This is a genomic window from Chengkuizengella sediminis (assembly GCF_010078385.1).
GTDB lineage: Bacteria > Bacillota > Bacilli > Paenibacillales > KCTC-33759 > Chengkuizengella > Chengkuizengella sediminis.
On the sequence record NZ_SIJC01000001.1, the window covers coordinates 382,037 to 406,361 of the forward strand.

The window sequence follows — 24,325 nt, forward strand, 5'->3', positions numbered from 1 at the left end:
GCAATGCTGTTCAATTTTTAGTGTTAAGTTACTTTACTCTTTGAAGCGCTTCAGCAACTTCCTCTTGAAAAACCACACCTTCAACTTTTACATTTACCTCTACAACAGATAGACCTGTCATACTCATTACGGATTCCTTTACATTTGTTTGCAAGTTTTTACAAACTTCATGAATTTTTGAACCATAGTTCACAATCACTCTTAAATCAATGGCTGTTTCTAATTGACCAACTTCAACTGAGACACCTTTTTGAACATTTTTACCACTTAATCTTTTAGCAAGTCCTTCGGAAATACCACCAGACATACCAGCAATCCCAGGTGTCTCTACTGCAGCCAAGCCAGCAATTGTGGCTACTACATCATTTGAGATACGAACATCACCAAAATCAGACATAAGCTCACCCCTTCTTATTTTCAATATATGAAATAAAAAGCTCATTATAGAGCTAAATTTTGAAATAGTAGAGGTTCCCCTAATAATACAAAGAACTTAAAGACACTCATCTTTACTTTGATTTAGCGCTTCATACAATTTAGCTAAATTTCTTTCAAGCTCACTTAAAATTTCCTTACCCGTTGTATTCGTCATTAAACCTGCTCTTACGGCAAAATCAATTTCTCTTGATAATCCGTACATTTGAGTGTCCAAAACTTCCTCATACAAAGGACATCTACGGTTGGCGAGTGTTTCCATTTGCACTTCGATCAATTTTAATATTTTATCTGCATCTTCTTTAAGAAGATTATAGGCTTTTTGAACTAAATCGTTTGATATTTCAGATGTAGACACCCAACTTCCCCCTTGTAATATGTTCACTTCCCTTTAAAAAATAGTTTAGACGAAAACGCAAAAATACACAAGAGATGATCCATAATTCATGAAGAGGAAGCAAGGAAATCAAAGATTAAATCTATTAAAATTAATCTTTTTTTACTTCAATTGTTAAATTATGTTTAGCAAATACTTCCTGCATACTAGCAATGGCTTCTTCTTGGTCAGGACCATGCACGTGTAATTCATAACTATTTGAATCCACTAAGGTGGTAAACAAACCTAAAATACTCTTCACATCAATATATTTATTTTCAAACTGCAATACGATCGAAGAGGTAAATTTATTAGCGGTTTGAGAAATTTCCATAATAGCTTCATTTTTTGACATATGCTTCCCTCCATTTTTAAATGCCATATATTTCATTAAATATATGATACCTCGTGTTGATGAATTCACGCAAGTTATTTTCTTGAAAAATATGCCTGCAGCTCTTTAGGTTAGATTTTCTGGATTTAATAGCTCCAATTCACTGATCACAAAACGACCATCTTTTCGAATTAAACGATCATCAAAATAAATTTCTCCGCCTCCGAACTCTGGTCTTTGGATCAATACTAAATCCCAATGCACAGAGGATCGATTACCATTATCTGCTTCATCATACGCTTGACCAGGAGTAAAATGCATACTACCATCTATTTTTTCGTCGAATAAAATATCCTTCATCGGATATTTAATATATGGATTAAAACCTAAACTAAATTCACCTATGTAACGTGCTCCTGCATCTGAATCCAAAATCTTGTTCAGTCTTTCTGTATCATTACTTGTAGCCTTAACTATTTTTCCATTTTCGAACGTAAACTGTATGTTTTCAAAAGTAATACCTGAATATACAGTTGGAGTATTATAAGAAATAGTTCCATTCACTGATTCTAAAACAGGTGCCGTATATACTTCTCCATCAGGAATGTTATTAGAACCGGCACATTTTATCGCAGGAATATCTTTAATGGAAAAACTTAATTCTGTTCCAGGAGATTTGATTTTCACCTTATCTGTTTGATTCATTAACTTCACTAAAGCATCCATCGAATCGGACATTTTAGCATAGTCTAAATTGCATACATTAAAATAGAAATCTTCAAAAGTTTCTGTACTCATATTTGCAGATTGAGCCATGGAATTGTTTGGATATCTTAATATCACCCATTTTGTATGTTTTACCCTCTGTTCAGAGTGCACTGGATGGCGATAATCATTAATGTACATCTTCATTTGTTCATCAGGTACATCCGATAATTCATTGGAATTATCACCTGAACGTATGCCAATATAAGCGTCCATCTTTTTCATACGAATTAAATCATAAGAAGACCACTCTTCGATTTGATCCTTTGAAGCATTCATCAATAAAGATCTCATTACTGAAGGGTCTGTAATTTCTACAAATGGAAACCCTCCACATGCCTGAACCTCTTCAATGACACATTTCAATAATTCTCTTTCAGTACCAATCATCTCAATTAAAACCTTTTCTCCAGGTTTACATTCAATAGAATAATTCACTAACTGTTTAGCTAATGTTTGTACTCTCGGATCTCTCACCTTATTCAACCTCCAGTATTTTTATAAAACACAATTTTCCTCATAAAAATTTTAACACAAATCTTCCTTGAATAAAAAGTACAGATCTTTCCCGATAAAGATTCTAACATCAAAAAAACCCTCAAAGGTGAGTTATTCATTGATTTCATTTCTAGCCCTTTGAGGATGTTATTTATTCATTAACTTGTATTTGATTTCTTCCTAATTTTTTAGCTTCGTATAAAGCCATATCTGCTTTATAAATCAAGTTTTCAACTCCGATGATACTATCATCTAAACTCCAATCAGCAACTCCACATGAAACACTTACTCTTGGATTTGTCTCATTATAAACTCTGTTACGTATACGCTCAGCTATTTTTATTGCATGGTCCACCTTAGCTTCAGCAATATATACTGCAATCTCTTCCCCACCCCACCTTGCTGCGATGTCTGAATCTCGAATACAAGACTGAATAATTTTACTCACTTGTTTCAATATTTTATCTCCAAGTTGATGACCATATGTATCATTTACTCTTTTAAAGAAATCGATATCGAACAGAATTAGAGAACCATAATGATGATCACTTAACATCTTAGTAACTTGTTCATCTAGATAGTGCCTGGCATATAACCCTGTTAAATTATCGGTGATCACCATCCGATTCATTTCATCATGAAGCATAGCATTACTCATAGCTAATCCAATATGCGTGGAAAGAACTTGCAACATTCTAAAATTATCATATGTAAAAAAATTAGGCATTCGATTTGTAAACATAACAACACCTGAAACCTCATCGTTTACAAGAATAGGAGAAGCAATTAATGATCGAGATTTTGTGATTTCCATCACCTTTGAACTTACAGATGGATTCATCTCATAGTCTTGGACAATAAGTCCTTCTTTTGTTTGATTCACAACACCTGAAAAACCATAATGAATTGAAAAAACATCATTTGATAAATTTGGAATATTGCTTGATTTTATAATAATTTGATTTTTCTCCTTATTAAATTCAAGTATACAACCAAAATCCGCATTAAAAATATTAATTAGTTCATTTGAAATATAATCAAAAAGTTCATATAAATTCAAACTTTTATTTAACCTTCTCGTTATGTCATTAATTAATCTTAACTCCCCAATTAAAGAGTTAGACTGTTCTAATAATTTAGCGTTTTCAAAGGCAGTCCCTGCAGAATCAGCTAACATGGAGACAAAGCTAATATCTTTATCACAGAAAGGCTCTAAGTTTGTTTGGATTCTAAAAACGCCATAAACCGCTTGTAAACCACGTAAAGGAATGGAAATGAGCTGATTGTCTGATTCAAAATGTTGTACTTGGATTTCACCTTCCATAAAAGCACGTTTACAATATGGGTCTTCATTTACGTCAAAAGATATTGTTTTAAGCGATGTGTTTGGTTTATTATCTAGCGATAAAAACAATTGAACTTCACATTTTGGATAAATTTCTTTTATTTTCTGTATGACTTCTGATAATATTAAATCCCCATCTGATTTTGATTGAAGGTTTTTGTTAATCTGGTATAATTCCTCTTTCTGTTTATTTTCTTTAGACACCTTTAAATTTTCATTATATAATTTAACTTTCAAATAAGATTCTATATTTTTATGTAAAGTGGATTGGAAAAACATACCAAACGTTTTTATTAAAAAATGTTCATTCATATTTTCATTTTTCTCTAAAATAGCACCTAACACTATTTTCTTTGTATTTTTTTCCACTGAAAATAGCATTGGAACTGCACAAGTAATGTATTTCTTAAAAGGCTCATATGTATTTTCTTCAAAATAAACTATATTTTGTTTTAAATTTATAATACACTCATTTAATGCATTTACTCCTAACTCCTTCTCATTCCAAACGGTATCAGGTTCTAACTTCAAATCTAATTTATCAGTATAATCCCAATCTGAAAAAACATGACTGTTCAACAATTTCCCATTAAAATCTGCAATAAAAAAAGCACCCTGAACTTGGAGTGATTCACAGATGATTTGATGAATAAATTCTTTAAAAGAAACTGTTATGATCTGCCCGATATGTTGAACATCTATATTTTCAATATTGCTACTATAGTCCCATTGATGAATGGTATGTACACTATCCTTTTTAATCTTACATTCATTATTATTCACATTCATTCAAACACCTTCTTCACCAAAAAAGATAGTAGATACAGAGTCTTGTGTCATACATGACAAATATGTAATTTTTTAGTTCCTGATTTTCCGATTTTCCAATATATCTATAATACTATTAATTTAGTAATTTTGCACTATATCAATTTGATATAAATCAAAATCAACTGTTGGCGACTTTTCGAAGAAGTTGTTAACTGGTGGAAAAAAGTATGACAATATTTTATACTTTACTATCCCTTTAAAAATAAATTAACTATTCTTTCTATAAAAACTTGACTTTAGCAGTACTTTTCTTATAAAATTAACGATTAGAGAATGTGGATAGCGTTATGTATTTATGGCGGGAAAAATTTGTGTAAATACCCTCACTAATTTTGTGGATGATAGACCTGCGGCTGAAGAGTTTATCAATGTTTAACCTCGCTATCCCTTTGGTTAAACTGCATAAATTTAGGCACAAGCGGAACCGACCAATTAAATTTAATTATAATTATAAAAGGAGTCAAAATACATGGCACGTTACACAGGTCCAAAATTTAAATTAAGTCGTCGCTTAGGAATTTCCTTAAGTGGTACAGGTAAAGAATTAAAAAGAAATTATCCACCAGGTCAACATGGTGCAAATCAAAGAAGAAAAATTAGCGGATACGGTTTACAGCTTATGGAAAAGCAAAAACTTCGTCATATGTACGGATTAAACGAAAAGCAATTCCGTAACCTGTTTGACAAAGCCTCTAATATGAAAGGTATTTCTGGTGAAAACTTCATGATCTTATTAGAAGGTCGTTTAGATAATCTAGTTTATCGTTTTGCATTATCCAATTCTCGTGCAGGAGCTCGTCAGCTTGTAGCACATGGACATGTAACTGTAAATGGTAAAAAAGTGGATATTCCATCTTATGCTGTTAAACCAGGTGACGTTATTAGTTTAAGAGAAAAAAGTAAAGGTTTAAAAGTCATCAAAGAATCATTGGAAAACAGCAATTTTACTCCGGCTTATGTTGAATTTGATGAAAAAACAATGGAAGGTAAATATGTTCGCTATCCAGAACGTGCGGAATTACCTCCTGAAATCAACGAGCAACAAATCGTCGAGCTTTACAGCAGATAATAAAAACCCCCTCCGTTGAGGGGGTTTTTTCTATTTCAATTTTCACTAAATTTTATTCTTTACTTTTCAGGTCAAGGTTACTTTTGCAAATTTCCTTTTCCCAACTTGCACAATATCCCCTTCTTTTGGGTTAATTACAGCATTGACATCCGTAATTTTCTCTTCATTAATTCTAACTGCTCCTTGTGTGATACTTCTCCTTGCTTCTCCATTTGAGCTTTGTAATTTTAAAACTACAAGTAGATTTATTAAACGAAGTTTGCCATCATCTAGTTCATTTTGAGAAATTTCAACGGATGGAATGTCTTCAGGTAATGCTTTTTTTTGAAAAACGGTTTTAAAACGTTCCTCAGCCTCATTCGCTGCCTCTAAACCATGATACATTCGTACAAACGTGTGCCCTAACTTCATTTTTGCATCTCTAGGATGCACTGTACCATTTTCTAAGCTCGCTTTTAGTTCATCTAAATCCTCGATAGATAGATCTGTTGCAAGTTCATAATATTTAATCATAAGTTCATCTGGAATTGACATAGATTTACCATAAATTTCACTAGGTTCTTCATCTATCCCAATATAATTATTTAAACTTTTACTCATTTTTTTAACGCCGTCTAACCCTTCAATTAATGGAAGCATAACCGTTGCTTGTGTTGGTACACCATATTCTTTTTGCAACGTCCTTCCCATCAATAAGTTAAATTTTTGATCAGTTCCTCCTATTTCAACATCACTTTGCAATGCAACTGAATCATACCCTTGCATTAGTGGATAGAAAAACTCATGAATGCTTATGGATTGACCTGAATTGTATCGTTTAGTAAAATCATCACGTTCTAACATTCTAGCTACTGTAACTTTTGCGGATAGCTCAACGACATCTGCAAAATTTAATGGTGCTAGCCATTCTGAATTAAAAACAACGGTTGTTTTTTCAATGTCAAGTATTTTAAAAAATTGTTCTTTATAGGTCTGAGCGTTTTTGAAAACATCTTCTTCGGTTAACTGTTTACGTGTTTCAGATTTTCCTGTAGGGTCTCCTATGCGACCTGTAAAATCCCCTATGATTAGTTGTACATGGTGTCCAAGGTCTTGAAATTGTCTAAGTTTATGTAAAACTACGGTGTGTCCTATGTGGATGTCTGGTGCAGAAGGGTCTAATCCTAATTTTACTTTTAAAGGTTTATTAGTTAACACTGATTTGATAACCTTTTGCTTCAACTCATCCTCTGGTACGATTTCAACTACTCCACGGCGGATGACTTCTAATTGTCTGTTAACCTCCGTTTGTTGCTCTATTGTAAGCTCTTCCCACTTTGCCATTAATACTTTCCCTCCAATTAAGTCCTACAAATAATTATATCATTCATCAATATCTATTAAAGATGATAAATACAATGCAATAACTATTACAAAATGTTTATATGTTTACAACATTTTTAAAAAGTGCAACTTTTACTCTTTATTCACGTAAAAAAGTTGTATTATTTGGATTGCAATTTCATTCTTTTATATCAAACAACAACGGTAAAGTCAAACAAATGGTTGCTATATTATAGCGAATGTTCAAGAAAAAACCTTTATGCTATAATGGGTTAGACCAGAGGGGGATCAAAAATGTCAAAGAAACAAAACAAAAACAAATCAAAAACTATACTTAAGAAATCATTATTTATATCTTTGATAACTTTGAAATGGATTTTAATTATTGGAATTATTTTTGGTATTTTAGCTGGTGGGGTAGTTTTAGGTTATGTTACCTCAATCGTTAAAGATGAACCTGTACGCTCACCAGAAGAAATGGTGTCTGAGGTTATGAATAACAATGTCTCAGGATTTGCTTATTTTAATAATGATACGTTGATTGGGCAACTCCGCTCAGCAGAAGATCGTAGAATGATTGAGTTGGATGATATACCGCAAGTCATTCAAGATGCTTTTATAGCCACAGAAGATCAGAATTTTGAAAATCATATTGGTTTTGATTTCAAAGGAGTTATCCGCGCTGTAAAACAGCAAGTATTTAATGAACAAATTCAAACAGGTGGAAGTACAATTACACAACAATTGGCTAGACGAGTATTTTTAAATTTTGACCAAACGATTGATAGAAAAGTAAAAGAAATCATTCTTTCTGTTCGAATGGAGCAAGTATTAACGAAGGATCAAATTTTAGAAGCATATTTAAATAAAATTGGCTTTGGAACAGGTTCTAGTGGATATCCTGTTTCTGGGGTAAAAGCAGCGATACAAGGTATCTTTGGATTAGATAATCTAGACGATATCAATATTGCACAAGCAGCATTTTTAGCTGGGTTACCACAAAATCCTAATAAATATTCACCTTTTACTGGATATGGAGAGTTTGATGAAGAAGGATTCAATTTTGCTATCGAAAGACAAAAACATGTATTAAATAGAATGAAAGAGACAGGGGAAATTTCAGAGGCTGAATATAACGAAGCACTGAATTTTGACCTCAAAGCCTCACTTGCTGAGCCTTCTGAAAAAGCATATACTACCTATCCTTATCTTATGATTGAAATCGAACGAAGAGCAGCTGAAATTTTATACAAACAACAAAATCCTGAATTATCTCAAGAGGAAGTTGACTCCGTAGTAGAAGAATATCGTGAAAAAGTAATCAATGGTGGGTTTAAAATTTATACAACGATTGATCAAACCATTTACGATGCTATGCAAGAAATTGCTCAAAACTCAGATAACTTTGTACCTGATAATGAAAATGGTGTTGAGCAAACTGGTGCAGTGATGATTGACAATAAAACAGGTGCTATATTAGGAATGATTGAAGGTCGCGGTTATGAAATTGAAGAATATAATCATGCTACTCAAATGAAGCGACAACCGGGTTCATCCATGAAACCTATTGCTGCATACTTACCTGCGATCGAATCAGGAGAAATACAACCTGCTTCAATTGTTGATGATATTCCAATCATTCTACCAGATGGATCTAAAGGTGCTCACCTTCCTGTAAATTGGGATTACAAATATCATGGATTAATGACTGCTCGTGAGGCATTAAATGAATCATATAATATACCTGCTCTTTATGTATATAGAGATGTGGTTGGAATTGACAATGCTTTAGATTTTGTTGAACAACTAGGCATCACAACATTAACTGAAGAGGATAGAAATGCACAAACAGGAGTTATCGGAGGATTAGCTTATGGGACAACTGTAGAAGAGATGGCAAATGCTTATTCAAGTATAGCTAATTACGGTGAGTTTAACGATGCATTTTTAATTGAAAAAATTGAAGATCCAAATGGGAAGATAATTTACGAACATCAGCATGCACCTGAAAGATTATTCTCTGAACAGTCCGCTTTTCTAATGACAGATATGTTAAGAACAGCAGTTTCTCAAGGGGCTTCAGGCAGTCAAATCAGAAATGGTTTTGAAAACTATGGAAAAGTTCCTATCGTAGGTAAAACAGGAACAACAAACCTTAGTCGTGATGTATGGTTTTTAGGATATTCACCTGACATTACACTAGGAGTTTGGGCTGGATACGACCAAAATGGATCCTTATATTTTGGCTATGGTCACGCATTAAATGGTGAGTATAGAGCCAAAGAAATATGGTCAAAGGTAATGGACAAAACGATTGAGTTAAAGCCTGAACTGTTTGCAACGACTGAATTTTATCAACCAGAAGGATTAATTAGAAAAACGGTTTCAAGTAAATCGGGACTGATTCCTTCTGAATTAACTAAACAAGCAGGATTTACAACAACAGATTTATTTGATAAAAGGCATGTACCTACTGAGATGGATGATAGTTTATCAGAATTACCTGTCATCAGTTATAATGACATCAATTATATCCCTCTTGCTTCTACACCAGACGATATGATTGAAACCAAGATCGTTGTAAATAGAAGTACTTCATTAAAAGAGTTATATGAGCAAATAGATACAATTTTAAAAGGATATTCGAGTAGTCAGAAACCTAAAAATAGAAATGGATATCCTATGAGGCTTGAAGACTTCTATCCTACTGACATGGGTTCAACTGCACCGATTGCTGAAGATCCAAGAATAGAGGACGGGAAAAATCCCGAACCTCCATTCAATGTAAGATTGGAACAAAAAGAAGGAATTAATATTATTACATTTGACCATAGTCCAAGTGAGGATGTAGTAGGTTATCGTTTTTATAGAGATAATGGAAATGGATATACACATTCCCAAACGAAACGATACGATGATGAATTGAAATTTAAAGATTATGTTAGTGCATCTGTTGATTATTTTTATTATGTAGTTGCTGTTGATGTCGCTGGGAATATTTCAGAACCTAAGCAGCTTCAAACAAATATAGATGCTGAATCACCTGAAATTCCTGAGGAAGAGGACGGTGGAGAAGATACAGATGATAATGATGAAAATGAGGATACGGACATTGATCTAGGTAATATTGGATCATTACCAAAGGTCCCTACAAATGTTGAAGCTATAAAAGAGGAATTAACTGTAAAAATTACGTGGAGTGCAAATTCAGTCAATGACAAAGTTTTATATTATGAAATTTATTACAGTGATGAAAAAGATGGAGAATATCAATTTGTCTCCAATGCAAATAAAAATTCCTTCGCAGACATTAGTCTTATGGAAAATGGATGGTATCGAATTACCGCAGTAAATAAAACAGGAGCTTCAGCACTATCTGAACCTGTAGAAGTAAAATAATTATAAGCTACTCAAAAACCCCCTTATCAAAATTCATTATGAATTCAGATAGGGGGTTTTAAATTCAAAAAGATCTATTCATAAATTATCTAATCTTCGATTGTAGATAAATCTCCAGTTGGGAGGTTTAATTCCCAAGCCTTTAACACACGTCTCATGATTTTACCACTTCTTGTTTTAGGGAGCTTATCTTTAAATACAATTTCACGAGGTGCTGCATGAGCAGACAATCCTTCTTTTACATACTGTGAAATCTGTTCTTTTAACTCTTGTGAAGGTTCGTATCCTTTTCTCAAAGAAATATAAGCTTTAATAATTTCTCCACGTACAGGATCAGGAATTCCAATTACACCGGCTTCTGCAACAGCCGGATGTTCAACCAATTTACTTTCTACCTCAAATGGACCTACTCTTTCACCAGAAGTATTAATGACATCATCAATTCTACCTTGAAACCAGAAATAACCATCCTCATCACGATAAGCTGAATCACCAGATATGTACCAGCCTGGAATTCTAAAATATTCCTCATACTTAGCTTCGTTTTTCCATATTTTCCTCATCATCGAAGGCCATGGGGTTTTAATTGCTAAGTTCCCCATGTGATACGAAGGGACTTCCTTTCCTTGATCATCAATGATTGCTGCATCCACACCGGGTATAGGTTTACCCATTGAACCAGGTTTGATTTCCATCCGAGGATAATTACAAATGAGTTGTCCTCCTGTTTCTGTCATCCACCAAGTATCATGTATTCGCTGATTATATATTTTCAACCCCCAACGAATAACCTCAGGATTTAGTGGTTCTCCTACACTTAATACATGTCTAAGACTTGTTAGATCAAATTGTTGGACAACATCGTCTCCTGCTCCCATCAGCATACGAAATGCAGTTGGAGCACTGTACCATACCGTAATTTTATATTTTTGAATTGTTTCATACCAATCTTGAGGACTAAATCTACCACCTCTAATCACATTGGTTGCCCCATTTAACCAAGGAGCAAATATCCCATATGAAGTTCCAGTAACCCATCCGGGATCAGCAGTACACCAATAAATATCATCCTCTTGTAAATCCAAAACGATTTTACCAGTATAATAATGCTGAATCATCGCATTGTGTGAGTGAAAAACACCTTTAGGTTTCCCAGTAGAGCCAGAAGTATAGTGAATAATTAAACCATCTTCAAGATCAACCCATTCCATTTCAAACTTATCTGAAGCATTTTTCATTTCTTGATTAAAATCCACCTGTCCTTCAGATAAAGAAATATCCTCACCAACTAATATGATATGTTTTAAATTTGGAAGATCTGCAACTTGAATTCTATGAAGTAATTCTGGTGTAGTCACTACTGCAACAGCTTCGCTATCCTCCAATCGATCTTTCACTGCGGTTTCCATAAAAGCTTCAAATAATGGACCAACGATGGCTCCGTTTTTAATCGCTCCTAGTAAGACAAAATAAAGCTCTGGAGTTCTTGGCATAAAAATAAAAACACGATCTCCTTTATTTATTCCAAGGTCCTTTAATATATTTCCTGCTTGATTAGATTTCTTTTTCATGTCTGCGAATGTATAGGATTCATCACGTATTGAATCACTATAGTATAAAGCAACCTTATCTTTTATCATTGATTCCGCATGTCGATCAATCGCTTCGAAAGCCATATTCACTTTCCCTGAATCGTGCCAAGAAAAATCCTTTATAATATGCTCCCACTCGAACTCTGAACGATCGGTTTCGTAGTCTTGTAAATTCGCTTCTGAAGCTACTACTTCCAGCACTTCTTCATTATTTTTCCCCATAATCTCCCTCCTATTTCAATAACTATATTGTAAGTGCTTCCATTAAAATATATGAAAACAAACAAATACGATGAACATTTTATGACATTTCCATTATATCATATCTACAAGGTGATATATGTCTTACAATAGAGTAAAATAATCCACAAACGAAAAAAACCCTCACATTTTGTGAGGGGTAATGTTTTTAAACATATGCTCTACAATTTGATAAGAATGTTGAGAGGCTTTTACAACAAACTCTGCAAAATTAACATTTGCTGAACCATCAGCTTTATCGGACATCGAACGAATAACGACAAATGGAACTGCATTCATGGAGCACACTTGAGCTACTGCTGCCCCTTCCATTTCTGTACAATCCCCATCCATCTGTTTATATAAATTTCTAACAATCTCACGATCAGCAATAAATTGATCTCCGGATAATACTCTTCCTTTTCGAGTACGATCTTTAAACCACTTTTCACTTGCATTGAAAGCTAAATTTACCAACTCATGATCTGCTTTAAAAATAGAGGTTTTATCATAAGGAATCATACCTTTATCAAAACCAAGTGCTGTAGCATCCATATCGTGATGCATACAATCCGTAGAGATAAGAATATCACCTATTTGTAGTTCTGGATGAAGAGCACCTGCAACACCTGTAAAAATAACAGCATCTACCATGAAGGTATCAATTAAAATTTGAGAACATATTGCCGCGTTTACTTTTCCTACACCAGATTTACATAATACGACCTTTGTATCGTGAAAATATCCTTCATAAAACTGTATTCCTGCTTTTACAACCGTTTTTGGATTGTCAATATGATCAAGAAATCTTTTTATTTCTTCATCCATTGCACCAATTAATCCTATCTTATTATAATTCATTATAAGCTTTTCACGCTATTTCTTTGAATTAGCTCATGTGGTAATATAATTTGAGATTGCTCAATCTCTTCATTCACCATTAGTTTTGTTAAAAGCCTCATAGAAACAGCACCAATATCATACATCGGTTGTGCAACTGTAGTAAGCAAAGGTCTCACCATAGATGCCATTCTAATATTATCAACACTGATAACAGAAATATCCTCAGGTACTTTTAATCCTGCATCTTGAATTGCATGAATTGCACCTATAGCCATTTCATCTGTTACAGCAAATACAGCAGTAATGTTTTGTTTAGATTCTAGGAAGTGCTTCATTTTTTCTAAACCTGAATCATAACGGAAGTTACCTACTTGAATAAGATCTTCATTTACGGTTAGTCCTGCATCTTCAATTGCTTTGATATACCCTTGATATCTTGCAAACCCTTTAGCTAGATCTTCAAAGTTACCACCAATTAGAGCAATATCACGATGGCCTTCATTTATTAAAGCTTGTACTGCATCATATGCCGCTTTTTCGTGATCAATATCCACAGATGGTATATTTTCCGATTCTTCTTTCGTTCCACATAATACAATAGGGACACTTGTTGTTTTAAAAGCATGAATGTGATCTTCTGTTACTGTGCCACCCATAAATAATAATCCATCCACTTGTTTTTCCAACAACGTATTAATCACTTGAATTTCCTTCTCTTTTTTCTTATCAGAGTTACATAAAATAATATTGTATCGATACATATTGGCAATATCTTCGACACCTCTAGCAACCTCTGAAAATATGGTATTTGAAATGTCAGGAATCACTACACCTACCGTAGTCGTTTTCTTACTAGCTAGCCCTCTAGCTACAGCATTTGGACGATATCCTAACTTTTCTATGGCATCGAACACCTTTTTACGTGTTTGAGGTTTTACATTCGGGTTGTTATTAACTACCCTCGATACGGTGGCCATGGATACACCTGATTCTCTTGCTACATCATAAATAGTTACTGTCACTTTTTCTCTCTCCAATTGTTATATTCTATAGAGATATCATACGATATTATAATCTTATTGTAAACTTTCGGCAGTTTTCACATCTATATAAATGAAATACAATTACATAATACACCTAAATAACCGATGAAAACTCATGAAAAGATGTAAATTCTATAACAATTTAACTTGAGAATTTTCAACTTGGGTCAAATTTTAAGTTTAAATACTTTTATTATATTTTGTAGATTTTTTCATTAGAAATAATTTGATCTGTGATCTGTAATAAACGTTTCTCAGTTTCCTTAACCCACTTTATATCATCTAGGGATTGAGCTAGCAATAATATATCAAGAAGTTCATTAATCCTTTGTTCAATGATATCCTCAATCGGGATGTGTATTAATTCTTTCTCTGAACTTACAAATAAAAGATGAGCAAACTCATTGATTTCATTAAAAAATATTTGATTCTTGGAATAAGTATGTATTTTTTGTATCAATTCAGTTAAATCTTCCTTAACATCCAGCAGCACTTCACTCTCCTCACATTTTTCACATGAAAATATGGGGACATTTTTTATATGTACTTTTTTTGAGTATTTAACTGTTCTTAATTGAATACTCAGTGTATTACCGCACTTACATTCTTTTTGCAAACCAATCACTCCCTATGTGTCAATATTTCGACACTTGATCAGCAAATTCCTGTTCATCAATCTTGGTAAATATAGGAAGAAATTAGCTTGGAATAAACCTTTTTAAAAGGAGGAATTGAGATAAACACTACCCCAAGAAAAGCTCCAACTGTATCATTTCTCAGATCCAAAATCTCAGGTGTTCTTCCAGGTATGTATGACTGATGAATTTCATCGGTAATCCCATATAATAAACACAAACATACAACAATTATTTTGCCTTGAATTGTATTATATTTTTTTCCTAACCCCAACAATAATAACCAAGAAAGAATGAAATAGGCTACAATATGTCCCCAATTAAAACTATTCATCCATGGTAACCATTTTTGAAAAAGAGGTAAAAAAGAATGAAGCTCATCTCCTTGCTGTTGAGAAAGAACAAATATTATAATCATCCAAATAAGAGCTGGGACCCATCTTAATAAAATTCGAATTGATTTACTTTTCTGCAAGAACACGTATAAATTCCTTTGTAAAGTTTGGTAAATCAGGAGGTCTTCTCCCAGAAACGATATGGCGGTCTACAACAACTTCCTGATCTATCCAGCTTGCTCCTGCATTTATTAAATCATCTTTTATCCCAGGTGTTGAAGTCATCGTGAACCCTTCACATATTTTTGCTGATATCAAAACCCAGCCGCCATGACAGATGTGAGCAATCGGTTTCTTTGTTTCATGAAACTCTTTAGTTAGACGTAATACATCTTCATATCTTCTTAATTTATCAGGTGCCCAGCCCCCTGTAACGTATAATCCTATATAATCTCTAGAATCCACTTCATCAAACGCCATCTCTGTAGAAATAGGGATGCCATACTTTCCGATATAGGTTTCATTTGCTTTTGGACCCACTAAATCAACTTGGATACCTGCTTCTCTCATTCGTAATACTGGATACCATAATTCAAGATCTTCAAATTCTTTTTCCACAAAAGCCATCACTTTTTTTCCATGTAATTCCAAAATACTACCTCCTTCTTAATAAGATACATTCGAATTTGTTTTATCATTCATCCTTTTAACTAATTCAGTTATTTCTTCACTTGTTTTACACAATAATATGTCATCAATCATTTGTTTACATTCTGTTTCGTATATGGATAATACTCTCTCTTTGACTTGTAAAATAGATTGTGAGGACATACTTAATTTATGAACACCTAATCCTATAAAAATAGGTGTTGCATTAAAGTCTCCAGCCATTTCACCACATACACTTATATCAATATTATTTGCTTTAGCTGCATCCACTGTTTGTTTAAGCATTCGAATGACCGCTGGATGAAATGGTTCGTAAAAATCAGCGATATGTTCATTCATACGATCAACAGCTAATACATATTGAATTAGATCGTTTGTTCCAATACTGAAAAAATCTACTTCTTGAGCTAACAAATCAGCGATTGCAACCGCACCTGGAACTTCTATCATGATCCCAATTTCTATGTTTGGGTTAAAATCATAACCTTTTTCAAGTAATTCCTCTTTAGCTTGTTCTAAGATAGAATTCGCTTTTCTGATTTCTTCTACAGATGAAATCATTGGATACATTATTTTCACATTTCCCATTGCACTTGCTCTTAAAATAGCTTTTAATTGTGTTTTAAAAATGTCTTTTTGATCCAGTAAAAAACGAATAGCACGATATCCTAAAAAAGGATTATCCTCCTCAGGAAAAGTAACATAATCTAATTGCTTATCTCCACCGATATCCAATGTTCGAATAATAATTGGCTTACTCCCAAGTTTTTTTACCACATTTTTATAAGCTTTCAGTTGTTCTTCTTCGGACGGGAATTGATCACGATCCATATACAAATACTCACTGCGAAATAATCCAACTCCAGATGAATCGTAAGATAAAGCAAAATCTACGTCGTTTTGTGAATTAATATTTATATCTAATTGAATTTCTTTACCATCCATCGTAGTTGCTGGTACATTGATTATTTTTTGTAAACTTTTTTGCTTCTCTAACCACGTTTGTTTTTTGAGATTGTAAGCTTGTACGATTTCTTCGTTTGGATTTACATATACACTACCTTCATCTCCATCTAGAACAATGAAATCACCCGTTTCAATCGTGGTTTCGATCTTACCTTCTAAACCCAAAACAGATGGAATTCCTAATGCACGCGCCATGATAGCAGAGTGAGAAGTTTTTCCTCCTGCCATCGTCAGAATTCCTTCCACATGAGAAGGATTTAAATGTGCTAACTGTGAAGGAGACAGCTCTTTAGCCACTAAAATAAAAGGTTGATTATCCTGGGGTAAAGTAACCTCAGGAGTTCCTAACAAATGTTTAAGCAATCGATTACCAACATCTTTAATATCTAAAGCGCGCTCTCTCATATATTCATCATCCAACAAATCAAACATATTTGTAAAATGATCCATCGCTTCTTTAACTGCTACTTCTGCTACTTTATATTGACGTTTTATAATTCCTTGAATTTCATCCATAAAAACTGGATCATCCAAAATGGCTAAGTGAACGTCAAAAATTTTCGATTCTTCACTACCAATCACTTCATTAAATTCTTTTTTTATGTTTGATATTTCATGTTTAGATATTTGTATGCCTTCATATAACCTTTCAAATTCTTTTGCAAAATCATTTACACTTATATTCTCTTCATTTAAATCCCAATTCCATGAAGGAAGAACGAACGCTCTACCTATTGCGATACCAGAAGATGCCGCGATTCCTTTAACCAATGTTATTCCCCACCTTCCTACTATATTGATGGTAAATCGTTATCGATATTTTGTCAAAAAAAATCTCTGGTTCATGAAGAACCAGAGTTAATCGAATCAAATTTAATGTGAAGGTCTGGGAATTACAGATTGAGTTTGATTCATAAACTGGTCAGAAGGACTAAAATCGCTTCTACTCCAAGCCTGGCTTCGTTGATTAGCTTTGTAATTTGTTAAATGGAACGACTGAGGATTGTTAGATGAAAATTGTTGTGGTTGATAAGCAGTCGTTTGAGTTCTTTGCATTGTAGAAGGATGTGTTGTTGTCTGATTTTCTTGCTGCTGATTGCTTTGATACATGGACCGAACAAATCCTGCTGGTTGATAAGTCTGATGTTGATTTTGTGTTTGATTCGCATATCCAGTAGCTTGGTTTATTGGCTGACTAAAAGTTTGTCTTTTAAATGTATTTTGAGCTGATGGTTGATTGCTACGATAATTTGTTTGGCGATAAGATTGTGGCACTGCCATATGACTTTGCCAAGATTGATTTCCTGTATGGGTAGATGGAGTACTCCCTTGATATGCGGACGGAACAAATCCTGCTGGTTGATAAGTTGTCTGTGTTCCTGCTTGGATTGTGTTGTTAGCACCTGCTCGTTGCTGGTTGCTTCGGAAACTAGTTAAATGGAATTGATTGGAAGCAGCTTGTTGCTGTGAAGGTTGCATCCATTGTGATTGCTGAGATTGGTTCATTGTTTGTTGATGATACAACGTAAATTCCTCCCTAAATAAATAGTCTACACAGAGTAAGTTTTTCAAATTGTGTAGCCTATAATAGTTTTTCAAGAATAAACTCTTTTTATTATGGAAGGTATTGGGATAAAAAAAACTCCAAAAAAAAGGAGTTTTTTATTTTTAACTTTTTGGATTCAAAATAGAGTCTTCTACTTTAATACAGCGATCCATTATCACTTCTAGCCCACCGTCTTTAGCAATTTGGGCTGATTCTTCATTTTCTATACCTAACTGCAACCAAAGTACCTTTGCTCCAATTTCAACCGCTTCCTTCGCTACAGGTGCAGTATATTCACTCCTACGAAAGACATTAACTATATCAACGGATTGCGGGATATCCATAAGGCTTTTGTAACTTTTTTGGCCTAATATTTCTTCAGCATTAGGATTGACAGGTATGATTGTATAACCCCTTTTTTGCATAGCTTCTGAAACCATATAAGACGTACGATCAGATTTATCAGAGAGACCAACAACAGCTACAGTTTCAGCTTGTTTAAGTATTTCCTTAATTTGATCTCTAGATGGATTTTCGTGCATTTTTAATTCCCCCTATACTTTTAGGTTAAGCTTTGAAGCTGATCTTTACTTTTTTGGCATGTTAGTCTTCTTGTAACTCCACATTTGCACCTAAAAATTGGATATGTTCAAAGAATTGTGGATAAGACTTCGCAACATGATGTGCATCACGAATAATAAGACCTTTCTTTGAACGCAATCCAACTACCGTAAGTGCCATAATCACTCTATGATCATAATGTGCATTAATTTCTACTCCACCATCCACACCATTAGGTTGCCCATGTACAATAATTTCACTTTGTCTTTCTTCCACTTTTGCCCCGGCTTTTTTCAATTCATTACAAAAATCAGTAATGCGATCACACTCTTTATATCTTAAATTCTCCACATTATAGAAACGTGATGTACCCTTTGCAAATACTGCAGCAGCTACCAATGCTAACACCGCATCTGTAAAGTGGTCCCCATCAAATTCACCAGCATTAAGTGTTTGATTCCCAATAATTTTTAATGTGGATTGATCATAAGTTATATTTACACCCATCTCTTTGAGCACATCCACAGCTGCTTTTTCTCCTTGTTTACTATCTTCCATTAAACGAAGCATTGTGACATTGGAATCTGTGACCGCTGCTGCGGCTAATATAGCTGCAGAACCAGGATAATCCCCTTCCACTATGTATTTTTGAGGTAAATATTTTTGATTACCTGGGATTTTGTAGAACATGAAATCATCACTGGCCTCAACCTGAATGCCAGCTTGTTTTAAAACATCCAAGGTTTGTCCAACTACCACCTTTGATTTGAGATCAACTAATACTTCAATTTCACTATCTTCTTCAAGTAAAGGTGTTAAAAACAATAAAGAACTTAAAAACTGTGAACTAACGTCCCCAGACACTTGAATTTTGCCACCTTGCGGATTACCCCCATATATTTTGATTGGAAGCTTGCCATCTTGATGTTCAACTCTAATATTTATTTGTTCTAATGCTTGAATTAAATCATCATGTGGTCTTTTGCCTAGAGATTCTGGATAAGCATTCACAAACGTCACTTCAGGGCATAGGGCAGCAGTGGACATCAAAAAGCGTAATACTGCTCCTGCATTTCCAACATTGAGTTCTTTTACTGGACTCGGTGATTTTCCAAAACCTGTAATTATAATCTTTTCATGGTCCTCTTGCATTTGTGCGCCTAGATCCTGAATACATCTTCTCATTGCATCACTATCTTCACTATGAGCAGGGTAATAAATTGTGCTTGTTCCTTCAGATAATGCTGCGGCTAATAAATAACGCGTTGTGTAATTTTTTGAAGATAAAGAATTGATTTCTCCTTTTAACTTCCCAGTAGGTTTTACAATTGCATTCATTTTGTTTATCTCTCCCTTATTTCACTCCTATTAAAAACCCAATATAAGCTAATAAAATACCAAGAACATAACTACATGAAATATATAAAAACAAAACTTTCCAATTTTTATCGATATACATCTTCAATATTTCTACTTTAAAAGTTGAAAATGTAGTAAAAGATCCTAAAAATCCTGTAGCAAAAAACAACATAAAAAGTTCATAGCCTGAATTCATACAAGCAAATAATAGTCCCAAAAAAAATGATCCTATAAGATTTACAGTAAGTGTACCATATGGAAATTTTGTTGAACATCTTCTTGCAAAAACACCAGATACAAAAAAACGACTACAAGCACCTAAAAACCCACCGATGCCTATTAAGTAAATTTGTATTAAACTCATATAAATACACGTCCTATTTTATAACCTATCCAAGCAAAAAGAGATCCACCAATAAAACTTATCATAATATAGATAAAGGCAATAAACATTTTTCCATCTTGCAATAAAGAAATGGTTTCTACACTAAAAGCAGAAAAAGTCGTAAAAGAACCAATAAGTCCTGTAGAAATGGCTGTTTTCATTTTCAATGATAATTGGCTAGTCCCTATATATTGAGAAAACCAACCTAATGCAAAACAACCAATGTAGTTACAAAGTAAAGTCCCTGTTGGAAAAAAGTAGTCACTTGAATAGGTCAATACACTAATCATAAAGCGTAGGTTTGCACCTATAAATCCTGCTAAACCGATATATAAGTAGATCGCCTTATCACTGTTTACCCATGGCATGTTGCTATATCCTTTCTATGGTATAATAAAAATACTATGTTCAAGACACTTCATACTTTTGGTCATAACTTAATTACTGGAGGCGACAAAAAATAATGAGTCAGCAAATCATTTTACCAAAGGAAGTAAAAGATAAATTAGATCAAGGTTTAGAACTCAACATTATCGATGTTCGAGAGAACGAAGAGGTTGCTCAAGGAATGATATCAGGTGCGAAACATATCCCATTGGGAGAATTACCTGTACGCCATCAAGAAATTGAACAAACTGACGATATTATCCTCGTCTGTCGAAGCGGGAATCGAAGTGGAAAAGCACTTGAATATTTACAAATGTTAGGATTAAAAAATCTTAAGAATATGGAAGGTGGCATGTTAAAGTGGGATAAGCTCTAAATAATCCCATAAATACTACATAGAGTTAATCTCATATATTTGTTCCTAGTATTATTTTATTTTTTATGTAATATAATGAGGTTATAAATTTGTTTCACAATACTATCTACTTCAATAACATTTGTATCAATGACAAAGTCTGCAAATTCATAAGCATATTTACGTTTCTCCATCATTTCATAGACCCTTTCTTTTAAATTCCCTTGAAGTAATGGTCTATGTTTTTCACTCTTTACACGTTTAATTATCTCCTCTACTTCAGCATCAAGATGAATTACAGTACCATGACTTAACATACAGCTTCGATTTTGAAGATTTAATACAGACCCTCCCCCTGTTGCTACAACCTGTTTTTCATTTGACATTACTTTTTGGATGATTATTGTCTCTACTTCTCTAAAGTAATTTTCACCTTTCTTTGAAAAAATTTCCGGAATACTCATTTTTTCTCTCTGTTCTATCATTTGATCTGTATCAACAAATTCCCAACCTAATTTTAATGAAAGTTGTTTTCCAACCGTAGATTTTCCAGTTCCCATAAAACCAACCAAAACGATATTTTTTTTCATTTTTCTCCCTTCCCCTTCATGACTACATCAATCTCAATCCTTTTCTCTTTTGTTGCACTAAACTCTTTATGTAATTTAAAAGGTTGAGAAGAGGTAATTCTCAACCTTTTTTATCTTAAAATGAATATCATTCACTGTCTAACCATTCAAAATGGAAAGTACCTTCTTTGTCAATTCGTTTAAATGTATGAGCTCCAAAATAATCCCTCTGTGCCTGTAACAAATTCGCTGGTAGTCTTTCAGTGCGATAGCTATCATAATAAGCTAGTGCAGTTGAAAAACCTGGAACCGGAATTCCATGTGTAACAGCTAAAGAAACCACTTTTCTCCAAGCATCCTGATAATTTTCTACAATTTCTTTAAAATAAGGATCTAACAATAAATTTCTCAATTCTGAATCTCGATCATATGCATCCTTAATGTTTTGTAGAAATCCAGCTCGGATAATACAGCCTCCTCTAAAGATCATTGCAATATTACCATATTGTAAATTCCAATTATATTCTTCTGAAGCAGCTCTCATTTGAGCAAAGCCTTGTGCATAAGAACAAATTTTACTTGCATATAAAGCTTTTCTAATTGCTTCAATTAATTCTTGTTTTCCTTCACTTAACTCAACCGCTTTGGGTCCAGTCAAGACTTTGCTTGCCGCTACTCTCTCTTCCTTCATTGCAGAGATAAAACGAGCAAATACAGACTCAGTAATGATGGATAAAGGCACGCCTAAATCAAGTGCACTTTGACTAGTCCATTTCCCCGTCCCTTTTTGTCCAGCAGTGTCTAATATAACATCAACCATTGGCTTATTCGTATCTGAATCTATTTTTGTAAAAATATCCGCTGTAATTTCGATTAGGTAACTGTCAAGCTCACCTTTATTCCACTCTGAAAAAATTTCATGAATCTCTTGTGTCTCTAACTGTAGAACATCCTTCATAAGATGATATGCTTCACATATAAGCTGCATATCACCATATTCGATTCCGTTATGTACCATTTTCACATAATGACCAGCACCATCCGGACCAATGTAAGTACAACAAGGGTCACCGTTTACTTTAGCTGAAATGGCTGTTAAGATCGGCTCAACTAATTTATAAGCATCCTCTTGACCACCTGGCATAATGGAAGGTCCCTTTAATGCACCTTCTTCACCACCAGAAACTCCAGTACCAATAAAACGAATACCTGCTTCTTCTAATTGTTTATTTCTTCTTTGTGTATCAGGGAAATAAGCGTTCCCGCCATCAATAATAATGTCTCCTTTTGAAAGGTAAGGTAATAACTTTTGAATTGTATCGTCAGTCGGATCACCTGCTTTTACCATGATTATGATTTTTCTTGGAACTTCTAATGAGTTTACAAAACCTTCTATCGTATCATAACCTGATACCTTTTTATCTGTATTTTCGTTTAAAAACTCATCTGTTTTCTGATATGATCTATTAAATACAGACACTGAAAAACCTCTGCTTTCAATGTTTAAAGCTAAATTTTTACCCATGACTGCAAGTCCAATCACACCGATTTGTTGTTTTGACATATGATTTCTTACATCCTTCCATCCAATTTCTAATGTTTATTTTACCTATTTTTAATGAATACCACAAACCTTCTTTTGTAAAAATCGTTTATCTAAGCTAAAATAGCAAAAAAAACTCACCCATTGGCAAGCTTTAAAGGTGAATTTTAAAAATTCTTAAAGTACTTAAAGTAGAAGTAATTTACAAGTTAAAAAGGACGATCCACACAACACATTTAGATAGTCCTTTTTAACTTGCAATCGCTTTTATACCATTGTTCATTATTTACCTAACCTTCCAATAAAATAAATTCATGACTTAAATTCCTTAATCTTTCCTTACAGGATTTAATTTCATCTACACTCCCATTTATAAGAAGCTTATGAAGCATAGCTAATTCAACATCCAATTCATAACGTAATATAGGAATTCTTTCTTCTATCCTAGAAGATTCAAATGCCTGTATAACGGCTTCTAATGTAATATAAGGATCCTTTTGATAAAGTACCTTTTGCTCAACTCCATTAATTTCAACCGTTCTAATAATTTCGCCAAACATGATATTTTCAATTAAAATTTGGGAGTCTAAAAATCTTTTTACAATAGCATGCCCTTTAGAATTCTCTATCATCTTTTCCATTAGTTCAGCTAACCTTCTATCAGTAATTGAGTAATTTCCTATCATTTTAAAACGTTCTTTCATTCGTTCAAATTTTAATTTTAACAGTTTTTTTCCTAAACGAATTGAAATAATAAAATACTTATCATTTTCATTCCAATATAATGAATAACCTTCTTCAATCAAATTGGTTATAAAATTCTGAATTAGTTGACGGTCAAAGCGCAACTCAAGGTTGCAATATTCCACTTCATAACTTTGTTTCACGGCGATCCTCCTCATCGTTTCATTATTTTTACGTT

Annotated in this window: 24 protein-coding genes; 3 read left to right on the forward strand and 21 right to left on the reverse strand. The window is 33.6% G+C overall.

Annotated features, from left to right (window positions below; translation table 11 throughout):
* Positions 1-28: 28 nt before the first annotated feature.
* From EPK97_RS01835 to EPK97_RS01855, 5 genes are all read right to left on the reverse strand, one after another.
* Positions 29-397, reverse strand: a complete 369-nt coding sequence (locus EPK97_RS01835; protein ID WP_162034893.1) for an Asp23/Gls24 family envelope stress response protein — start codon at positions 395-397, stop codon at positions 29-31.
* Positions 398-493: 96 nt separating this feature from the next.
* The gene (locus tag EPK97_RS01840) at positions 494-793 is read right to left on the reverse strand and encodes an Fpa/YlaN family protein (protein ID WP_160647495.1); all 300 of its coding nucleotides are present in this window, start codon (positions 791-793) and stop codon (positions 494-496) included.
* A gap of 130 nt (positions 794-923) precedes the next feature.
* Positions 924-1,166, reverse strand: a complete 243-nt coding sequence (locus tag EPK97_RS01845; protein WP_162034894.1) for an HPr family phosphocarrier protein — start codon at positions 1,164-1,166, stop codon at positions 924-926.
* Between the two features lie 105 nt (positions 1,167-1,271).
* Positions 1,272-2,387, reverse strand: a complete 1,116-nt coding sequence (locus EPK97_RS01850; protein WP_162034895.1) for an aminopeptidase — start codon at positions 2,385-2,387, stop codon at positions 1,272-1,274.
* A 172-nt stretch (positions 2,388-2,559) separates the two neighbouring features.
* Positions 2,560-4,542 carry a sensor domain-containing diguanylate cyclase gene (locus tag EPK97_RS01855; RefSeq protein WP_162034896.1) on the reverse strand — a complete coding sequence of 661 codons (1,983 nt, stop codon included), beginning with the start codon at positions 4,540-4,542 and terminating at the stop codon, positions 2,560-2,562.
* 511 nt (positions 4,543-5,053) lie between these two features.
* Between EPK97_RS01855 and rpsD the strand changes: the two genes are divergently transcribed.
* Positions 5,054-5,653, forward strand: coding sequence for a 30S ribosomal protein S4 (gene rpsD / locus EPK97_RS01860; protein WP_162034897.1), 600 nt, complete (start codon positions 5,054-5,056; stop codon positions 5,651-5,653).
* 66 nt (positions 5,654-5,719) lie between these two features.
* Here rpsD and tyrS read toward each other — a convergent pair whose 3' ends face one another.
* Entirely contained in the window at positions 5,720-6,976 is a 1,257-nt protein-coding gene (gene tyrS / locus EPK97_RS01865; RefSeq protein WP_162034898.1) for a tyrosine--tRNA ligase, read from the reverse strand.
* A gap of 294 nt (positions 6,977-7,270) precedes the next feature.
* Here tyrS and EPK97_RS01870 point away from each other — a divergent pair, with 294 nt between their 5' ends.
* Complete coding sequence (locus EPK97_RS01870; protein ID WP_162034899.1) at positions 7,271-10,375, forward strand: transglycosylase domain-containing protein; 3,105 nt, start codon at positions 7,271-7,273, stop codon at positions 10,373-10,375.
* 89 nt (positions 10,376-10,464) lie between these two features.
* Here the strand turns inward: EPK97_RS01870 and acsA are convergent, their stop codons facing one another.
* From acsA to crcB (EPK97_RS01930), 12 genes are all read right to left on the reverse strand, one after another.
* Positions 10,465-12,189, reverse strand: a complete 1,725-nt coding sequence (gene acsA / locus EPK97_RS01875; protein ID WP_162034900.1) for an acetate--CoA ligase — start codon at positions 12,187-12,189, stop codon at positions 10,465-10,467.
* Positions 12,190-12,351: 162 nt separating this feature from the next.
* Entirely contained in the window at positions 12,352-13,068 is a 717-nt protein-coding gene (locus tag EPK97_RS01880; RefSeq protein WP_162034901.1) for a 5'-methylthioadenosine/adenosylhomocysteine nucleosidase, read from the reverse strand.
* Positions 13,068-14,072 carry a catabolite control protein A gene (gene ccpA, locus EPK97_RS01885; protein WP_162034902.1) on the reverse strand — a complete coding sequence of 335 codons (1,005 nt, stop codon included), beginning with the start codon at positions 14,070-14,072 and terminating at the stop codon, positions 13,068-13,070. The genes EPK97_RS01880 and ccpA overlap by 1 nt, the downstream gene beginning before the upstream one ends.
* A 214-nt stretch (positions 14,073-14,286) precedes the next feature.
* The gene (locus EPK97_RS01890) at positions 14,287-14,709 is read right to left on the reverse strand and encodes a YgiT-type zinc finger protein (protein WP_162034903.1); all 423 of its coding nucleotides are present in this window, start codon (positions 14,707-14,709) and stop codon (positions 14,287-14,289) included.
* A 56-nt stretch (positions 14,710-14,765) separates the two neighbouring features.
* Positions 14,766-15,203, reverse strand: a complete 438-nt coding sequence (locus tag EPK97_RS01895) for a VanZ family protein (protein WP_162034904.1) — start codon at positions 15,201-15,203, stop codon at positions 14,766-14,768.
* Positions 15,190-15,714 carry a type 1 glutamine amidotransferase domain-containing protein gene (locus tag EPK97_RS01900; RefSeq protein WP_162034905.1) on the reverse strand — a complete coding sequence of 175 codons (525 nt, stop codon included), beginning with the start codon at positions 15,712-15,714 and terminating at the stop codon, positions 15,190-15,192. Before EPK97_RS01900 ends, EPK97_RS01895 begins: the two co-directional genes overlap by 14 nt.
* Before the next feature lie 15 nt (positions 15,715-15,729).
* Positions 15,730-17,469, reverse strand: coding sequence for a phosphoenolpyruvate--protein phosphotransferase (gene ptsP / locus EPK97_RS01905; protein WP_162034906.1), 1,740 nt, complete (start codon positions 17,467-17,469; stop codon positions 15,730-15,732).
* 102 nt (positions 17,470-17,571) lie between these two features.
* Positions 17,572-18,222: a hypothetical protein gene (locus EPK97_RS01910; protein WP_162034907.1), complete on the reverse strand. Its 651-nt coding sequence runs from the start codon at positions 18,220-18,222 to the stop codon at positions 17,572-17,574.
* 144 nt (positions 18,223-18,366) lie between these two features.
* Positions 18,367-18,786, reverse strand: a complete 420-nt coding sequence (locus EPK97_RS01915; RefSeq protein ID WP_162034908.1) for a CoA-binding protein — start codon at positions 18,784-18,786, stop codon at positions 18,367-18,369.
* A gap of 61 nt (positions 18,787-18,847) precedes the next feature.
* Complete coding sequence (gene aroA / locus EPK97_RS01920; protein WP_162034909.1) at positions 18,848-20,143, reverse strand: 3-phosphoshikimate 1-carboxyvinyltransferase; 1,296 nt, start codon at positions 20,141-20,143, stop codon at positions 18,848-18,850.
* Between the two features lie 16 nt (positions 20,144-20,159).
* A complete protein-coding gene (gene crcB / locus EPK97_RS01925) occupies positions 20,160-20,528 on the reverse strand; it encodes a fluoride efflux transporter CrcB (protein WP_162034910.1) in 369 nt (122 codons plus the stop codon).
* The gene (gene crcB / locus EPK97_RS01930; RefSeq protein WP_162034911.1) at positions 20,525-20,917 is read right to left on the reverse strand and encodes a fluoride efflux transporter CrcB; all 393 of its coding nucleotides are present in this window, start codon (positions 20,915-20,917) and stop codon (positions 20,525-20,527) included. The genes crcB (EPK97_RS01925) and crcB (EPK97_RS01930) overlap by 4 nt, the downstream gene beginning before the upstream one ends.
* A gap of 95 nt (positions 20,918-21,012) precedes the next feature.
* On the opposite strand from crcB (EPK97_RS01930), the gene EPK97_RS01935 reads away from it, so the two are divergent.
* Positions 21,013-21,312: a rhodanese-like domain-containing protein gene (locus tag EPK97_RS01935; RefSeq protein WP_162034912.1), complete on the forward strand. Its 300-nt coding sequence runs from the start codon at positions 21,013-21,015 to the stop codon at positions 21,310-21,312.
* Between the two features lie 56 nt (positions 21,313-21,368).
* Here EPK97_RS01935 and EPK97_RS01940 read toward each other — a convergent pair whose 3' ends face one another.
* From EPK97_RS01940 to EPK97_RS01950, 3 genes are all read right to left on the reverse strand, one after another.
* Entirely contained in the window at positions 21,369-21,881 is a 513-nt protein-coding gene (locus EPK97_RS01940; RefSeq protein ID WP_162034913.1) for a shikimate kinase, read from the reverse strand.
* 127 nt (positions 21,882-22,008) lie between these two features.
* Positions 22,009-23,424, reverse strand: coding sequence for an NADP-dependent phosphogluconate dehydrogenase (gene gndA / locus EPK97_RS01945; protein ID WP_162034914.1), 1,416 nt, complete (start codon positions 23,422-23,424; stop codon positions 22,009-22,011).
* 269 nt (positions 23,425-23,693) lie between these two features.
* A complete protein-coding gene (locus EPK97_RS01950; protein ID WP_162034915.1) occupies positions 23,694-24,290 on the reverse strand; it encodes a hypothetical protein in 597 nt (198 codons plus the stop codon).
* Positions 24,291-24,325 lie beyond the last annotated feature (35 nt).

Excerpts from the sequence above, each read along its gene's own strand:
- EPK97_RS01835 (WP_162034893.1), bottom strand. The coding sequence starts at position 397 with ATGTCTGATTTTGGTGATGTTCGTATCTCAAATGATGTAGTAGCCACA.
- tyrS (WP_162034898.1), bottom strand. The coding sequence starts at position 6,976 with ATGGCAAAGTGGGAAGAGCTTACAATAGAGCAACAAACGGAGGTTAAC.
- EPK97_RS01855 (WP_162034896.1), bottom strand. The coding sequence starts at position 4,542 with ATGAATGTGAATAATAATGAATGTAAGATTAAAAAGGATAGTGTACAT.
- rpsD (WP_162034897.1), top strand. The coding sequence starts at position 5,054 with ATGGCACGTTACACAGGTCCAAAATTTAAATTAAGTCGTCGCTTAGGA.
- EPK97_RS01880 (WP_162034901.1), bottom strand. The coding sequence starts at position 13,068 with ATGAATTATAATAAGATAGGATTAATTGGTGCAATGGATGAAGAAATA.
- crcB (WP_162034911.1), bottom strand. The coding sequence starts at position 20,917 with ATGCCATGGGTAAACAGTGATAAGGCGATCTACTTATATATCGGTTTA.
- aroA (WP_162034909.1), bottom strand. The coding sequence starts at position 20,143 with ATGAATGCAATTGTAAAACCTACTGGGAAGTTAAAAGGAGAAATCAAT.
- acsA (WP_162034900.1), bottom strand. The coding sequence starts at position 12,189 with ATGGGGAAAAATAATGAAGAAGTGCTGGAAGTAGTAGCTTCAGAAGCG.
- EPK97_RS01915 (WP_162034908.1), bottom strand. The coding sequence starts at position 18,786 with ATGCACGAAAATCCATCTAGAGATCAAATTAAGGAAATACTTAAACAA.
- EPK97_RS01940 (WP_162034913.1), bottom strand. The coding sequence starts at position 21,881 with ATGAAAAAAAATATCGTTTTGGTTGGTTTTATGGGAACTGGAAAATCT.
- EPK97_RS01870 (WP_162034899.1), top strand. The coding sequence starts at position 7,271 with ATGTCAAAGAAACAAAACAAAAACAAATCAAAAACTATACTTAAGAAA.
- crcB (WP_162034910.1), bottom strand. The coding sequence starts at position 20,528 with ATGAGTTTAATACAAATTTACTTAATAGGCATCGGTGGGTTTTTAGGT.
- EPK97_RS01845 (WP_162034894.1), bottom strand. The coding sequence starts at position 1,166 with ATGTCAAAAAATGAAGCTATTATGGAAATTTCTCAAACCGCTAATAAA.
- gndA (WP_162034914.1), bottom strand. The coding sequence starts at position 23,424 with ATGTCAAAACAACAAATCGGTGTGATTGGACTTGCAGTCATGGGTAAA.
- EPK97_RS01935 (WP_162034912.1), top strand. The coding sequence starts at position 21,013 with ATGAGTCAGCAAATCATTTTACCAAAGGAAGTAAAAGATAAATTAGAT.